Source organism: Prevotella fusca JCM 17724 (assembly GCF_001262015.1).
In the GTDB taxonomy this organism is placed as follows: Bacteria; Bacteroidota; Bacteroidia; order Bacteroidales; family Bacteroidaceae; genus Prevotella; species Prevotella fusca.
In genome coordinates this window covers 261,357-277,371 of the sequence record NZ_CP012075.1, presented here as the reverse complement: position 1 = coordinate 277,371, position 16,015 = coordinate 261,357, and the positions used below count along the sequence as shown (strand labels likewise).

At 42.5% G+C, this 16,015-nt stretch carries 13 protein-coding genes; 11 read left to right on the top strand and 2 right to left on the bottom strand.

What is annotated here, in order from left to right; all coding sequences use genetic code 11:
• Window positions 1-34 precede the first annotated feature (34 nt).
• The 9 genes from ADJ77_RS08455 (at window position 35) to ADJ77_RS08415 (ending at window position 9,507) form a co-directional block, all read left to right on the top strand.
• A complete protein-coding gene (locus tag ADJ77_RS08455; RefSeq protein ID WP_025078979.1) occupies window positions 35-739 on the top strand; it encodes a hypothetical protein in 705 nt (234 codons plus the stop codon).
• Window positions 740-1,303: 564 nt separating this feature from the next.
• A complete protein-coding gene (locus ADJ77_RS08450; protein WP_050696282.1) occupies window positions 1,304-2,671 on the top strand; it encodes an MATE family efflux transporter in 1,368 nt (455 codons plus the stop codon).
• 20 nt (window positions 2,672-2,691) lie between these two features.
• Entirely contained in the window at window positions 2,692-3,315 is a 624-nt protein-coding gene (locus tag ADJ77_RS08445) for a cytidylate kinase-like family protein (RefSeq protein ID WP_025078978.1), read from the top strand.
• Window positions 3,312-3,824, top strand: a complete 513-nt coding sequence (locus ADJ77_RS08440; RefSeq protein ID WP_025078977.1) for a metallophosphoesterase family protein — start codon at window positions 3,312-3,314, stop codon at window positions 3,822-3,824. Before ADJ77_RS08445 ends, ADJ77_RS08440 begins: the two co-directional genes overlap by 4 nt.
• A gap of 154 nt (window positions 3,825-3,978) precedes the next feature.
• Window positions 3,979-5,136, top strand: coding sequence for a dTDP-glucose 4,6-dehydratase (rfbB, locus tag ADJ77_RS08435; protein WP_025078976.1), 1,158 nt, complete (start codon window positions 3,979-3,981; stop codon window positions 5,134-5,136).
• A gap of 110 nt (window positions 5,137-5,246) precedes the next feature.
• Window positions 5,247-6,428, top strand: a complete 1,182-nt coding sequence (gene purT, locus ADJ77_RS08430) for a formate-dependent phosphoribosylglycinamide formyltransferase (RefSeq protein WP_025078975.1) — start codon at window positions 5,247-5,249, stop codon at window positions 6,426-6,428.
• Window positions 6,429-6,767: 339 nt separating this feature from the next.
• Entirely contained in the window at window positions 6,768-7,193 is a 426-nt protein-coding gene (locus ADJ77_RS08425; RefSeq protein WP_025078974.1) for a sugar 3,4-ketoisomerase, read from the top strand.
• A gap of 192 nt (window positions 7,194-7,385) precedes the next feature.
• Entirely contained in the window at window positions 7,386-8,330 is a 945-nt protein-coding gene (locus ADJ77_RS08420; protein ID WP_025078973.1) for a GNAT family N-acetyltransferase, read from the top strand.
• A 79-nt stretch (window positions 8,331-8,409) separates the two neighbouring features.
• Window positions 8,410-9,507: a DegT/DnrJ/EryC1/StrS family aminotransferase gene (locus ADJ77_RS08415; RefSeq protein ID WP_025078972.1), complete on the top strand. Its 1,098-nt coding sequence runs from the start codon at window positions 8,410-8,412 to the stop codon at window positions 9,505-9,507.
• A gap of 52 nt (window positions 9,508-9,559) precedes the next feature.
• Here the strand turns inward: ADJ77_RS08415 and ADJ77_RS08410 are convergent, their stop codons facing one another.
• Entirely contained in the window at window positions 9,560-10,738 is a 1,179-nt protein-coding gene (locus ADJ77_RS08410) for an IS4 family transposase (protein WP_025079277.1), read from the bottom strand.
• Between the two features lie 129 nt (window positions 10,739-10,867).
• Between ADJ77_RS08410 and ADJ77_RS08405 the strand changes: the two genes are divergently transcribed.
• A complete protein-coding gene (locus tag ADJ77_RS08405) occupies window positions 10,868-12,340 on the top strand; it encodes a glycoside hydrolase family 125 protein (protein ID WP_025079156.1) in 1,473 nt (490 codons plus the stop codon).
• Between the two features lie 1,068 nt (window positions 12,341-13,408).
• On the opposite strand, the gene ADJ77_RS08400 is transcribed toward ADJ77_RS08405, so the two are convergent.
• Window positions 13,409-14,494, bottom strand: coding sequence for an FMN-binding protein (locus ADJ77_RS08400; RefSeq protein ID WP_025079155.1), 1,086 nt, complete (start codon window positions 14,492-14,494; stop codon window positions 13,409-13,411).
• 247 nt (window positions 14,495-14,741) lie between these two features.
• On the opposite strand from ADJ77_RS08400, the gene gcvT reads away from it, so the two are divergent.
• Window positions 14,742-15,827: a glycine cleavage system aminomethyltransferase GcvT gene (gene gcvT, locus ADJ77_RS08395; protein ID WP_025079154.1), complete on the top strand. Its 1,086-nt coding sequence runs from the start codon at window positions 14,742-14,744 to the stop codon at window positions 15,825-15,827.
• The last annotated feature ends 188 nt before the right edge of the window (window positions 15,828-16,015 follow it).

Here is a 16,015-nt window from a genome sequence, read left to right as displayed (position 1 = left end):
CAGAACAATATAAGGCATTTTATATCTGAAGATTATGAGGAGAACATTAAACCCTTTCATACTTCTCCTGTTTGCCATTCCTTTCTTAGGATGCCAGAAGAAAAAGGTAGCTTATGATGTTCCAACATGGATTCTATCCATGGTGGAAGACAACAAGAACACGGGGATTGAAACAGATTTCTCAAACATTCTATCTGACAAAAGAGTGCCTTATATTGGATTTATAGGTTCAAACTATCAGAAACTCAAGATAGACATCCTGAATGTACAGAAAAAAGATGACAACCTGTATGATGTTACTGGCGTTTCTGTTGTCAAGGGGAACCGATGCAATTTCCATGGAACAATCGACGTGATTGAAAACAGGGAGTTCAACCATCCAACGTATGGTGTGGACGACTCTATGAAGGGAAAGTTCAAACGACGTGGATGCAGTATCGCTAAATACAGGTTTGAAGAAGATTCCAACCAGAGGGGAAGTGGTGTATTCTCCGGTTATCTGTTCTTCTATTGGTATGAAACCCATGACAATAAAATCGTATATGACGATATTGATGACCATTCCGATTCTTATTGCAACAACCAGTATGTGGGAACATGGCAAGGTAACAGGACGAAAAAGAGCAAGCCATGTGCATGGGGACAATATCGGGTTCCGAACAGTGGAGATCTCGACATTGGTGCAGCGGAGTTTTCTGTCAATCCCAAATACTCGCATAATGGCTGGGAAAAAGAATAAAGAACCAGACGAAAACGTGAAAGATTCTTCATCCTTACTTGGCAACAACAGGTAAATTCTTATACGGGGTATCCCGTAACCAACAACAGTTTTCCAGTAAAAAGCTGTATCAAGATCAAGGGACACACTGTTTGTGTGTCCCTTAATCATATCTATCCATAAAAGAACAACAAGCTATTTATTACCAGTAATGCAGGAACGCACAGCAAATCCACATACAGTCGGGCTTTGTTTATGATGTGCAGCCCGTTTCATCCTGCGGAATCATCCCCTATCTATTAATTTGAAAAACATCCTTTCCAAATTCTTTTCATGAAAAGAAATATTTATTTACGTGAAGAAAAATATTTTTCTTCATGAAAAGAATTCTTTTTTTTCATGAGAAGAATTCAGCATTTTCATACAGATAAATCAAAAATTATGTAGCAGAAGTAGCAGAAAATATGGTTTATCAACCTATAAATCATCAATCAGCAAATAGGTTTTATCAGTTTTTTTTCGTACTTTTGCAAGCATAGTGTTGAGATGAATCTCATATGCAAATAGATTAGTAATAGAATCTTGATGGATAATAAGAAAGCGACCTTAGAATTAGGAACAAAGCCTGTAGGCAAGTTGCTGGCACAATATGCGTTACCGGCTATTATAGCCATGACGGCAGCATCGCTCTATAACATCATAGACCGGGTATTCATTGGTCAGGTTGTTGGTCCGATGGCTATATCCGGTCTGGCTATTACTTTTCCTTTTATCAATCTTGGCGCAGCCTTTGGTGCTACTGTAGGAGTAGGTGCCTCAACAGCTATCAGCGCGAAATTAGGCCAGCGCGACTATGAGACGGCAGAAAACATCCTTGGCAACACTGTAACATTAAACCTGATTATAGGAAGTGTCTTCGGGATAATCTGCCTTATCTTTCTTAATCCTATCTTACGTTTCTTTGGTGCGAGTGACGCAACACTCCCCTATGCACGCAGCTTTATGGAGGTTATCTTGGCAGGCAACGTCATATCCCACATGTATTTTGGGATGAATGCCGTACTTCGTGCCGCTTCCAAACCACGTCAGGCAATGATGGCAACTATCTTTACTGTCGTGATGAATATCTTTCTCGATTTCGTATTCATAAGATTATGGCATTGGGGAATCCGTGACGCAGCTTTTGCCACTGTCATTTCACAGGCATTGGCACTTTGCTGGCAGATGAAACAGTTTGCCAATCATAATGAGCTGCTTCATCTTAAATATGGTATCTATCGACTTAAAAAACATCTGGTGGAGAATATTATTTCCATTGGAATTTCACCTTTCTTGATGAATGTCTGTGCCTGCATTGTGGTTATTTTCATGAATAATCAGCTGGTAAAATATGGCGGAGACATGGCTGTCGGCGCATATGGCATAGCCAACAGCATAGCTATGATTTTCGTGATGTTTGTCATTGGACTGGACCAAGGTATGCAACCAATAGCTGGTTATAACTATGGCTCGCAGCAGACCGACCGGCTTATGCGTGTGCTGAAACTTACCATCCTTACAGCAACAGGAATCATGGTTACAGGCTGGCTGATAGCCCATATAGCCCCTTATTATTGTGCACGTATGTTCACGACAGATTCCGAACTGATTCGTCAAGCCATCAAGGCAATCCAGATAAACATGATGATGTATCCTCTCATAGGGTATCAGATGGTGATAACCAACTTCTTCCAGTGTATCGGCAAGGTAAAGATAAGTATCTTCCTTTCCCTCTCCCGCCAGCTGTTATTCCTCCTTCCGCTGCTTGCCATACTGCCGCATTTTTTCCAAGTGGATGGTGTATGGGCTTCATTACCATCAAGCGATTTAACGGCATCACTGGTTGCTGCAATCATCATGACTGTCTACATGCGCCGACTGAAGCAGCAGGCTATTAATAAACAAGACGTATAACCATCAATTACAATCTGAATATGGAAAAGAAACTGATAATAAACGTTGGTCGTCAGATTGGAAGCGGCGGTCGTATCATCGCAAAGATGCTTGCCGATGAATTCGACTGTCAGTTCTATGACCGTGAGATACTCAATCTTGCAGCCAAAGAGAGTGGCTTCTCTGAGAAGTTCTTCGAGCAGAATGATGAACAGAAAGGATTTATGAAGAGCCACTTCCACATACATCTCCCACTTCTGGGAGACAACAACTTCTATAAGAGTAACTTCTCACAGGAAAGCCTTTATCAGTTCCAGAGTGATGCTATCCGTGAAGTTGTAAAACAGAACCCACGCTGTGTCTTCGTTGGTAGAACCGCTGATTACGTATTACGGGACAATCCAGACACCGTAAACATCTTCATAACAGCATCCATGGAAACCCGTATCGCCAATATCTGCGAACGGCGCAGCTGTTCAAACGAGGAAGCACGTAAAATAATTGAGAATGGTGAAAATGAACGTGCCAAATACTACAACTACTACACGGCTAAGACCTGGGGAGCAGCTGAAAGTTATGATCTCTGTATTAATGCAAGTATTCTCGGTTTGGAAAAGACCAAGGAATTGATTGCAGAGTTTATCAGAAGAAAGCATCTTCTATGAAGCGTATCGGCATAATCTCTGACACCCACGGCTACTGGGATAATAAATATGAATACTATCTTGGCGAATGTGACGAGATATGGCATGCCGGTGACATCGGTTCAATGGAGGTTGCGGATAAGTTTGAAGCTATGAACCCCATCTTCCGTGCAGTATGCGGTAATATTGATGACTACACTATGCGTAATCGCTACCGTGATATTCTGCGTTTCAAGTGCGAGGATGTTGATGTGCTGTTGAAACATATTGGTGGCTATCCCGGACGATATGACCGTTCGGTACAGAGCATGCTCTATGCTTCTCCGCCCAATCTTTTTGTTGATGGACATTCTCATATCCTCAAGATACAGTTTGACAAGACATTGAACCTGCTGCATATAAATCCCGGAGCTGCAGGTCAGCGTGGATGGCATAAAGACAGAACTTTGGTGAGATTGACCATAGAGGGCAATAAATTCACTGATTGCGAAGTTATAACATTAGGAGACAAACAACCAGAATATAAATAAAAACCTATATGAATTGTAAAGGAAAGAATACCTTTCCCTAAGCGTTTATATCCTATGTCATAATGTTTCCTATATGTGAATTAAGGGCGTTTACAAAAAGATTAAACCTTCCACATTGACAAAACAGAAACAATAAACAATAAACAACAAAGATATGAAAACCTATTTAGTAACTGGTGCTGCTGGCTTTATCGGCGCTAACTACATTAAGTATCTGCTTCATAAGAAGTATGTGAATGAAGAAATCAAGGTGATAATCCTCGATGCCCTTACCTATGCAGGTAATCTCGGAACCATCAAGGATGATATTGATGACGAGCGATGTATCTTTGTGAAGGGTGACATTCGTGACCGTGAACTTGCTGACCGCCTTTTCGCAGAATATGATATTGACTACCTTGTCAACTTTGCTGCAGAAAGTCATGTTGACCGTTCGATTGAAGATCCGCAGCTTTTCCTTTCCGTAAATATCCTTGGTACACAGAACCTCATGGATGCGGCACGTCATGCATGGGTGACAGGAAAAAATGAGCAAGGTTATCCTACCTGGAAAGCTGGAAAGCGTTATCACCAGGTGTCAACAGATGAAGTATATGGTTCACTGGGAGCAGAGGGCTACTTCACGGAACAGACTCCACTCTGCCCACACAGTCCCTACTCTGCCAGCAAGACCAGTGCAGACCATTTCGTAATGGCTTATCATGACACCTATCATATGCCTGTAACCATTACCCGTTGCTCTAACAACTATGGTCCTTATCACTTCCCAGAGAAGCTGATTCCATTGATTATCAATAATATCCTTGAAGGAAAGAAACTTCCTGTATATGGTGAAGGTCTGAATGTCCGCGACTGGCTTTACGTTGAAGACCACTGCAAGGCTATTGACATGGTTGTACGTGAAGGTCGTGATGGGGAGGTTTACAATGTTGGTGGACATAACGAAATGAAGAATATCGACATCGTCAAGCTCACTATCAAGACTATCCACGGTATGATGGCAGAGGACAAAAGCCTTCGTTCTATTCTTAAAAAGCAAGTGAAAGACAGCAATGGTGATATTGACATCAGCTGGATCAATGAAGAATTGATTACACATGTTCCTGACCGTCTTGGGCATGACGCACGTTACGCCATTGACCCTACAAAGATCAAGAACGAATTAGGATGGTATCCAGAGACAATGTTTGCTGAGGGTATTGTGAAGACAATCCGTTGGAATCTGGAGCATCAGGAGTGGATTCAGGATGTTACTTCGGGAGATTACCAGAAGTATTACGACATGATGTACACTCAGAAAGGAAGATTATAAAACAGATAATATATATAAAAGATGCCCTCGACTGTCCGTCCTGCTAATAACAATGGACAAATGAGGGCGTCAATTATCCTCACCTCTTATTATATATACAACACCTCCACATGAAAAAAATCTTGTTATTGGGCTCAGGTGAACTGGGCAAGGAGTTCGTCATTGCAGCCAAGCGTGCTGGTCAGTATGTTATAGCATGCGACAGCTATGCGAATGCACCTGCCATGCAGGTCGCTGATGAGTATGAAGTAATTGACATGCTTGACGGTGCTGCGCTTGATGCAGTTGTTGACTCCCATAAGCCTGACCTCATCATTCCTGAAATTGAGGCTATCCGTACGGAACGCCTGCTCGACTATGAACAGCGTGGAATAAAGGTCGCTCCATCAGCACGTGCTGTGAACTTCACAATGAACCGCCGCGCAATACGTGACCTTGCAGCACGAGATCTGGGATTAAGGACAGCCAAATACTTCTATGCCAAGACATACGAGGAATTCAAAGCTGCAGCTGACGAGATTGGTTTCCCATGTGTGGTAAAACCTCTGATGAGTTCAAGTGGGCATGGTCAGAGTTATGTTCACAATGACAAGGAACTGGAAGAAGCATTTGAGAATGCTATGAAAGGTGCACGTGGTGATGTTAAGGAGGTGATTATTGAAGAGTTCATCGATTTTGAAAGCGAATTCACTCTGCTTACTGTTACACAGAAGAATGGTCCTACCCTCTTTTGCCCACCTATTGGACATATACAGAAAGGTGGTGATTACCGTGAGAGCTGGCAGCCATACGCCATATCAGAAGAGGCTTTACGTAAGGCGGAACACATCGCCAATGAAGTTACACGTGCACTCACTGGATATGGTATTTGGGGAGTTGAGTTCTTCTTGACAAAGAAAGGAGAGGTTATATTCTCTGAGTTGTCACCTCGTCCACATGACACAGGTATGGTCACATTGGCGCATACAACCAACTTAAGCGAGTTTGAACTCCACTTCCGTGCAGTAATGGGACTTCCTATACCGGCAATCCATCTTGAACATGCAGGTTGTTCTGCTGTAATCCTTTCTCCAATAGAATCAGATAAACCATTGTTTTACAACTTAATGGATGCCTGCAAGGAAGATTGCACCCGCCTGCGCATCTTCGGCAAACCGGTTGCTCACATAGGTCGTCGTATGGGTATAGCTCTCTGCTATGGTGAAGTAGGTACTGACATGGACGCTCTTCGTGACAAAGCTAAACGAGTTGCCGAAACCGTATTGGGTACAGATCCTTATATGAGGAAATAAAGGCTTGAGACTGTAACTCAAGTTCCTGAGTTAGTTTTTCTGTACACAAATACCATATAATAATACGCTTTCAGACATAGCAAAACAGGCGTTACTGACGATGAGTTATAGTGGTGACATAAGTCTTTAACTATCATACCGTTGTAAGACCATACAGGAAAAGGTGCTTAGTTGGACTTCAATTGGGCGTTACTTGCAATGCAAGTAGGCGTTAATTAAATATTAAGTAGGCATTAACAGAATCCCAACTGGACATAAATTATTAAAACAGTTGCGTTTGATGATGCCTTGAGTACTCTTGACTGATTCTGCTAAATCAGTATCTAAAGAAATAAAAGAATGAAAGAAAACAAGGCTTCTATAGGGAAGATTATATCACTGCCGAAGATTGTTGACCCACGTGGCAATCTCTCCGTAGCCGAGGGTATGAAAGATATTCCGTTCAATGTCTCTCGCGTCTATTGGACTTATGATGTGCCATCAGGGGCTTTCCGTGGTGGACATTCACATAAGCATTGCCGTGAGTTCATCATTGCAGTAAGTGGTTCATTCACCGTGACATTGGATGATGGAATTCATAAACAGTCTTTCCTACTGAATCACCCCTATCAAGGACTATTGGTAGATACGGACACTTGGCGCACACTCGATGATTTCTCGTCGGGTGCTGTATGCCTGGTACTGGCAGAATCCCCCTTTGATGAGTCTGATTATATTCGTGATTATAATGAATATCTGAACTATAAGGCATCTAAAGGCAAATAAAAAACAACTTATTCAAGGCTTGACACTATCATAAACAGCTACTAAATAAAAGAGGATATGTGTCCTTTACTTTCCGAATTTATCCTTGCAGCGTATTGAGTTTACAAGAGATCACAAGATAAAAACACATCTACCTCTAAAGAACAAGAGCTGCTTTATCGCTTGCCACCTATGGAGGAATCCGAAAACAGAATGTTTGAAGTAAGAAAATATACACAAAATCTGGCAACTGAGTGGGATCAGTTTGTTGAGCATTCAAAGCAGGGAACGTTTCTTTTCATCCGTTCCTACATGGATTATCATGCCGACCGGTTTCAAGACTGTTCGCTGATGGTCTACCGCAAAGGACGACTTTACGCCCTCCTGCCAGCTAATCGTGTAGACAAAGTACTTTACTCTCATCAAGGACTGACCTACGGTGGACTTATAACCAATAAACAAGCAACAGCAGCAGAAATATGTGATGTATTCATTAAGATTAATGAATATCTTTATCAATCAGGAATACAGCGAGTTATATACAAGCCTACACCGTGGATTTATCACAGCTATCCAGCAGAAGAAGACCTCTATGCCATCATCAATGTGTGCCATACACAACTGGTAAACCGTGACATTTCAAGCAGTATACCTTTTGTCTGGCGAATGAAGTTCGCAGAGAGTCGAAAGAGTGGAATCAGAAAAGCCTCTCGTGCTGGTGTGACTGTTAAGGAGAGTAAAGACCTTGCTGCTTTTTGGGAAATCCTTAATAACAACCTTGCCCATAAGTATGCAACTCGCCCTGTACACTCCCTTGAAGAATTAGAATTACTCCACAGTCGTTTCCCCAAGTCCATCCGACTTTTCATGGCATATAACGACAAAGGTGTTTCCATTGGTGGCACACTGGTTTATGAGATGCCACAAGTTGTTCACACACAGTACATATCAGCCTCAGAAGAAGGAAAATCTGTTGGTGCATTAGACCTTCTCTTTGATTATGTTATCAATGAAGTTTATGCAAATCACCAAGGCTTCTTCGACTTTGGCAAGAGTACAGAAGAGGAAGGAAGAGTGCTTAATGCTCCACTTATCTTTCAGAAAGAAGGCTTTGGAGGACGCGGAGTCTGCTACGACTGCTATGAATGGGAGACCTAGTCCGCCCTGAATTAGGAAAAAACAGACTTCCACTGTCCCACAAACAGCATTCACTTTATAAGTACAGTAAACAGAAACAATGATAAAATACCTCTCACTTCAAAGCATAACAGCCTTGCACGACACCGAAATATCAACAGCTGTTGAGCGTGTCATACGCTCAGGATGGTACCTGCAGGGACAACAGAACAGGTTGTTTGAGGAGAATTATGCGCAATACATCGGCACAAAGCACTGCATAACTTGCGGTAACGGACTTGATGCACTCTGCCTTATTCTCCGTGCCTATAGGGAGTTAGGGCTTCTCAAAGAGGGAGATGAGGTCATCGTTCCTGCCAATACCTATATAGCAACTATTCTTTCCATCACTGAAAACCAGCTAACGCCCGTGCTTGTTGAACCTGACATCAATACGTTAGAGATTGATGAACAACAGATTGAACAGGCTATCACGCCTCGCACACGTGCTGTTATGCTTGTACACCTTTATGGACGATGTGCCTATACGTCCTTGATTAGCAACATTTGCCAGCGTTATAACCTCCTGTTACTGGAAGATAATGCACAGGCACATGGCTGTCAATATGGCGAGAAACGCACAGGAAGCCTTGGAAATGCTGCAGCTCACAGCTTCTACCCTGGTAAGAATCTCGGCGCCTTAGGTGATGCTGGAGCTGTAACAACTGATGACGAACAACTGACACAGACTATCCAAAGCCTTGCCAACTATGGTTCAGCACGCAAGTATGAGTTTACATTCAAGGGAATAAACAGCCGTATGGATGAGATTCAGGCTGCTGTATTGAATGTAAAACTGCAATATCTGAATGAAGAAAACCAACGCAGGAAGATGATTGCCAAGGCTTATCATGAGGATATCAACAACCCGCAGATAACACTGACAAAAGACAATGACAGGGATAATGTTCATCATATCTTCCCCATTTTCTGCCCATCACGCAACCGTTTGCAGCAATACCTAAAAGACAGTGGCATAGAAACAATGATTCACTACCCTATTCCTCCATACCAGCAGCAGGCTTACAAGGAGTGGAACGAACGGCATTATCCTATCACAGAATTCATCCATCAACAGGAACTATCCCTGCCCTGCAACCCAACAATGACCGACGAAGAAGTTCAGTTCATCATAGACCAAATCAATAAATATCAATAAAACGAAATCATAACGTATGATTAGTACTGATGCGATAAAATCGCGTTAAGTTTTACATATTATCAAATAGAGGTAGTTCTTTGACATATTGATTGTAAATGACAGAGGTTCTCGGCTTAGTGATTAAATCTCTGAGGTGAGTTTTCTCCAAAGCAGAAACTCTTATCAGCGTTGCCACTTCCGTAATGGTGTATGGGCTTTTGTTGTCCGCCTTTATTCTTGCAACAAGCAGATAGGCGATGACTGCAACCCAGAGATGGATTCGGACTGCATTCTCGGAATACCCCCACAAGGTCTTCACGACAATGTTCTGCTTTATCCACTTGAAGAACACCTCTATGTCCCATCTGTGCCTATACAGGACGGACACTTCCACTGCGCTGATCTCGAAGTTGTTAGTGATGAACACTATTTCTTCACACGTCTCCTCATCATAGTGGCAGACTGCCCTGAAAGGCTCAGGGTAAAGTGCATGAGTCTTTGGCTGAGTCAAGCGAATGGTAAAGTCGCCTCGAATACCATCCTCTCGGGAGAAGTCTTTTCTATGACCAATAATCTCGTATTTCATGTTGTCCTTCGGTCTGGTAACCCAATAGGCTCCAGCCAAATGGAAGCGAAAGAACTCATCGAAGTCAACATAGGCCTTGTCCATCATATAGAAGGCAAGAGGCTCCGGCGCAGTCAGTTCAAGTTCGTTGCTGTCATGCCATCTGCCATCCGTGATGTGGATGTTTGCTGGAATGCTCCCGCGCAAGTCAAGCAGAGTGTGCATCTTCACCGCCCCCTTGTTGTATCTTCCTAAAGCCCATGTCGCAAGTTTGACACTTGTGGAGATGGTCGTGGAATCGAGGGAGTAAAGTACGTTGTCTATAGTGACATCTGGTATCGAGGTCCTTGTGTATAAAGGTCTTACCAGATTTATCATATAGATGCCAAACTCCTCATAGATGCGGTAATCCCGATTGTCGTTAGCTCGGGAAAGTGATGACTGGTTGACCGTGTTGCCAAATCCAAGATGGTAGAGGATGTCCTTGTGGGCACCAAGACACAGGCAGATGTCCCGTAGAGAATCACAACTCGTCAGCTGTCCAAACAAAAGGTGCAGAAGCTGGTTGTAACAAGTCAAATCCTTGACATGCCAGTCGCCACGGTACTTCTTCACGCACTTGTCGAACTGATAACGAGGTATGTACTTCACAACTTGTGAAAACACATATCGACCGACGTTCATAACAATGCAGTTTTGGTTGCAAAGTTACGCTGTCATTTTCAAATCAAAAAATCAAAGAACGATCTGAAACCCTTATTAATAAAGGGATATATGAAGTTTAATTTAAAATTATTGCATCACTAGTAACGTATGATAAAGATTACCTATGTCACATCAACATTCATTGCACTGATGGCATTACAGGCGCAACCTGCCAATGCAGATAATATCAATGAGGTATCAGTGTGCCAACTCACCTGCCCTGCGGATGCGGTGACATTCACATCTAAACGCCCGAAGGAAGCTGACCGCCTTTTCCGTTCTGAAGCAGTTGAGAAGGAAATACAGAACATCGTAAAGAAGTTGACTAACAAACGTCTGGCATGGATGTTTGAGAATTGCTTTCCAAATACACTCGACACCACCGTTCACTATGGTGAAGAAGCTGACGGAACACCTGACACTTACGTTTACACAGGTGACATTCCGGCCATGTGGCTCCGTGACTCGGGTGCGCAAGTCTGGCCTTACGTACAGTTGGCAGGCAAGGATAAGAAACTGAAGAAGATGCTGGCAGGTGTCATCAACCGGCAGTTTAAATGTATCAACATCGACCCATACGCTAATGCATTTAATCATTATCCAGATCCAAATGGCCGCTGGATGACTGATGAAACGGATATGAAGCCAGAGTTGCACGAGCGTAAATTTGAAATTGACTCACTCTGCTACCCTATCCGCCTTGCTTTTGAATATTGGAAGGTGACAGGCGACACAAGTGTCTTTAGTTCAGAATGGATTAAAGCAGTAGAGAATATCCTCAAGACTTTCCGTGAGCAGCAGAAGAAAGATGGTAGAGGAACCTACAAGTTCCTGCGTGTTACAGACCGTGCACTTGACACAATGAACAATGCAGGATGGGGAGCACCTGTCAAGCCAGTAGGATTGATTGCCTCTGCCTTCCGTCCTTCAGACGATACAACAACATTACAGTTCCTCGTACCATCAAACTTTATGGCAGTATCTTCTCTACGCAAAGCAGCGGAGATATTGACCAAAGTAAATAAAAATACTGCACTTGCCACACAATGTGCCAACCTTGCCAATGAGGTCAGCGATGCCTTGCAGAAGTATGCAGTATATGAACATCCTAAATACGGTAAAATATATGCTTACGAAGTAGATGGCTTTGGCAGCTACTTCCTGATGGATGATGCCAACGTACCAAGTCTGTTGGCAATGCCTTATCTTGGTGATGTAAGCTCTGACGACCCAATCTATCAGAACACCCGCCGTTATGTATGGAGTGTGGATAATCCTTATTTCCACCGTGGCAAGGCTGGTGAGGGAATTGGTGGTCCACACATTGGTAATGATATGATATGGCCTATGTCCATCATGATGCGAGCTTTCACCTCAAAAGATGATCAGGAAATCCGCCAGTGTATTGAAATGCTGATGAACACCGACGCTGGAACTGGTTTCATACACGAAAGTTTCTATAAGGACGATGCTAACAAGTTCACACGTGAGTGGTTTGCATGGCAAAATACGCTCTTCGGCGAACTCATTATCAAACTGGTAAACGATGGCAAACTTGGACTGCTCAACAGTATAAAATAACTTGATACAGACCAATCATAACACGTATATAGAGTAATGTCCTAAGTTAAATGACAGAAGCTAAAAGTTTGTATTATTTAACACTATATATTTGGAACTATAATAGAATATGGATATCTTTGCAACGTGTTTTTCATGGTATTAGATTATTAAGGTTAGAAGATTAGTTGTCGTGAGACAAGTAATCTTTCAGTCCCAGACCAACAGTCTGGGACTTTTTGTTTTCTAACTCCGCACCCCTATAAAACACAGTAGGAAAGAAGGAAACGGGTCAGTCCTAAAACCCAGTTGCAAGCCTATCCTCTTAAGCGCATAATTTCATAAGAATTTATTATCTTTGCATCATGAAGAGTGACCAACTATTACGTTGCATCTTTCCAGATGTACTTGCCGACCACTTTGATGTTGTCGATATTAAACACAGTAGGAAAGAAGAAACTTAGGCACAAAAAATGCAGAAAATAAATACCATGTCTTTCCATCTTCAACAAACAACTTATTCCTATATCAATCAACATTTGTAAACTATTTTCATACAACTCAAAACCAATACATGGTCTTTTGGCATTGAAAAGACGCCCAATTGACTTGCAATAGATGCCCTTTTGAGGCCTTACTGACGCCCTTTTGAAGTCCAATTAAGCACCTTTTCTTGCACTACTTTATAACTAACTGATTTACTGCTGGTTGCAAACTTGCTTTTTACACGTGTTTTAGCCTTTATTTGTAGGTATTTTACTCGAAATTATGTCATGATATTTCAGGCTGTTGTCTGCGATTTCAAAGTATTTACATGAAAAGATTTGGGGTCATTACAAAAAAGTGTGTGTTCTCCTGCTAATCCTATAGGATTTCGAAACATTTTGGAATAGTGAGAACTCCCAATGACCTGGGATAAAACCCAAATAAGCATCCTGTCAGCTATCAACAGATTATAAAGCAGTACAAGAAAAGATGCTTAGCTGGATTGAAAAAAGACGTTAGTCAGAATGGAACAGGCTTACCCTTGCATTGCAAGCGATGCTTACTTACAACAAAAGGATAGGTTGATTTGTCACTCAGTCAGTCTTACACCCAATTTTTCACATCAGTAGCAGACAGCTTTAATAAACTTCCTGTTGGACAGACGAAGCGGCAATAAGGACGTGGCACAAAAAATGACAGCAAGAGGAATACCACAGCTATCAGAACAACCACCCAGGCTGCTGACTGGAAGACAAAAGCAACAAAGAGCTCATAGTCCATCCACTCCGACCATACACCGGCAAGCATCAGAACCATAAGAATCCAGAATAGAATCTTGCGGAAATGTTCCAGAATCCGCACAGTTCGATTGCTCATATTCCATTTGTTATGATTTGTCATTCCCACCAGTTCTTGTACGGAGCCCAAAGGACAGACATGGGTGCAATAGTACTTCTTCTTGCCAAAGACTGGATAAACAAATGCAGTAATGAGCATCACTATCGGAATCAATGACACCCAGACATTGATGCCGCCTGACATGAAACTGATGATGACCGACAAGGATATAAACGTACCTCCCCAAAGCCCCAAAACGACAAAATTCATTAACAGCTGGAATACCCGATAACGTCTGTTCTTGACAAACAACGGAATAACAGCTGCCATAAGGACAACTATCAAACCAATGATAGTCTTCGCACGGAAATCCATCTTATCGAAGATTGATGAATCCTTTACATTCTTGACAGCATATCGAAGACCAGCTTTCATGTTATTGATAATAGCCTGCGAAGTGTATGTTGCTCCTGTCACGCCATCTACTTTCATTGCCAGAGCCTGCTCAGGTGTCTTGCCGTTCCAATGGTCCAGCAACCTACTCGCCTCCAGAAGGAAATCAGGCGTCTCCGAATTGCGCAAAGTCTTAACCTGCTGTATCTTACCATCCTTCAGATAAATCTCTAATGGAAGAGGACCACCATAGCCTTTTACTCCCTTTGCCAAATAAGTAGTGTTGACAACAACCGTCCCATCATCCAATGTACGAACTGTATCCGCCGGGAGCTTCGCTTCATTTTCCGTATTACTGAATACACGATTGCCCCATAACTTACCATCACGCTGTACCGCTGCCGCTGTCACAACCAATATGCAGGCAATAAGAATAAATATTTGCTGTAAATGCTTCATAAAACCAATACCTCTTTTCATTTAGAGAAATACAAAATTACGAATAAATACTAAAACCGACTTATTGCCAGATGCATATAACATTGCTTATCCATACTTTAACTTTATTAACATCATTTTGTTAGATTATATTTTGTGACTTCAACCCTTTTACTTATATTTGCAAACGGACTTATGAAATTAAATCCAACTTAAACATACACGATAAACTACCAAGAGAAGAACCAAAACTTAAAACCTAAACTGTATGACAAATAAAAGAACTTGCCTATATGACAAACACGTCGCATTAGGCGCACTCATCACTCCGTTTGCTGGCTATGACATGCCAATCCAGTACACAGGAATCATCGAAGAGCATAATGCTGTACGAGAACATTGCGGAGTATTTGATGTTTCCCACATGGGCGAGGTGATTGTATCAGGTCCTGAAGCTGACAAATTCATTAATCATATCTTTACAAATGATGTCACTGGGCTTTCTGCCGGTAAAGTACTCTACGGAATGCTCTGCTATCCTGATGGTGGCGTTGTAGATGACACGTGCATCTGCAAACTCGATGAACGTCTCTACCTTATGACAATCAACGCTTCCAACATTGACAAGGACGTTGCATGGATTGAAGAGAACGCAACAGGTTTCGATGTTGTTATCGACAATAAAAGCGAGGCTTACGGGCAGTTGGCAATCCAGGGACCTGAAGCTGAAGAAAAGGTCGAGAACGTACTTGGACTTGCCTGCAAGGATTTGAAATTCTATGAGGTAAAACGCCTTGAGAAGGATGGCACCGAAGTAATTGTTTCCCGTACAGGATATACAGGTGAAGACGGCTTTGAAGTCTATGGTACACCTGAATATATCGTTGAAGCATGGGGCAAACTCATGGAAGCTGGTGTAAAGCCTTGCGGACTGGGCTGTCGTGACACCTTACGCTTTGAAGTAGGAATGCCCCTCTATGGCAATGAACTTTCTGATAAGATCACGCCTGTCATGGCAGGATTGTCCATGTTCGTGAAGTTTGATAAAGAGGAGTTTCTCGGCAAAGAGGCTCTCCTGCGCCAGAAGACGGAAGGCGTTGCACGTCGTCTCCGTGGTATTGAACTGGATGACAACGCTATCCCACGTCATGGATATAAGGTTCTGAAAGATGGGAAAGAGGTTGGCGAGGTTACCACTGGCTACCGTCTGATTTCAACTGAGAAGAGCTGTGCTGTGGCTTTAGTAGATGCTTCCATCCAGATGGGTGACAGACTTGAGATACAGATTCGCAAAAAGACATTCCCAGGCACTGTGGTAAAAAAGAAGTTCTACGAGAAACACTACAAGAAGTAACATGCACTAAATGCCTGTCGGGGTGTATCAGTATAGTTGCCAGTGGCAATCTGCAAGGACACATATCCCATGCACATGGCTATAATATCCAATGGTGGACGTACAACCAGTGCGTCCCCATATTCTGATACTGCACCAACAAGCTGTTCAGGCAATAGATACAACAAAACAAACAATCATAAAAATAA

Bases quoted from the DNA above. Each gene is read 5' to 3' on its own strand.
- ADJ77_RS08400 (WP_025079155.1), bottom strand. From the start codon at position 14,494: ATGAAGCATTTACAGCAAATATTTATTCTTATTGCCTGCATATTGGTT.
- ADJ77_RS08425 (WP_025078974.1), top strand. From the start codon at position 6,768: ATGAAAGAAAACAAGGCTTCTATAGGGAAGATTATATCACTGCCGAAG.
- ADJ77_RS08450 (WP_050696282.1), top strand. From the start codon at position 1,304: ATGGATAATAAGAAAGCGACCTTAGAATTAGGAACAAAGCCTGTAGGC.
- purT (WP_025078975.1), top strand. From the start codon at position 5,247: ATGAAAAAAATCTTGTTATTGGGCTCAGGTGAACTGGGCAAGGAGTTC.
- ADJ77_RS08405 (WP_025079156.1), top strand. From the start codon at position 10,868: ATGATAAAGATTACCTATGTCACATCAACATTCATTGCACTGATGGCA.
- ADJ77_RS08440 (WP_025078977.1), top strand. From the start codon at position 3,312: ATGAAGCGTATCGGCATAATCTCTGACACCCACGGCTACTGGGATAAT.
- ADJ77_RS08410 (WP_025079277.1), bottom strand. From the start codon at position 10,738: ATGAACGTCGGTCGATATGTGTTTTCACAAGTTGTGAAGTACATACCT.
- ADJ77_RS08415 (WP_025078972.1), top strand. From the start codon at position 8,410: ATGATAAAATACCTCTCACTTCAAAGCATAACAGCCTTGCACGACACC.
- ADJ77_RS08445 (WP_025078978.1), top strand. From the start codon at position 2,692: ATGGAAAAGAAACTGATAATAAACGTTGGTCGTCAGATTGGAAGCGGC.
- ADJ77_RS08455 (WP_025078979.1), top strand. From the start codon at position 35: ATGAGGAGAACATTAAACCCTTTCATACTTCTCCTGTTTGCCATTCCT.
- rfbB (WP_025078976.1), top strand. From the start codon at position 3,979: ATGAAAACCTATTTAGTAACTGGTGCTGCTGGCTTTATCGGCGCTAAC.
- gcvT (WP_025079154.1), top strand. From the start codon at position 14,742: ATGACAAATAAAAGAACTTGCCTATATGACAAACACGTCGCATTAGGC.
- ADJ77_RS08420 (WP_025078973.1), top strand. From the start codon at position 7,386: ATGTTTGAAGTAAGAAAATATACACAAAATCTGGCAACTGAGTGGGAT.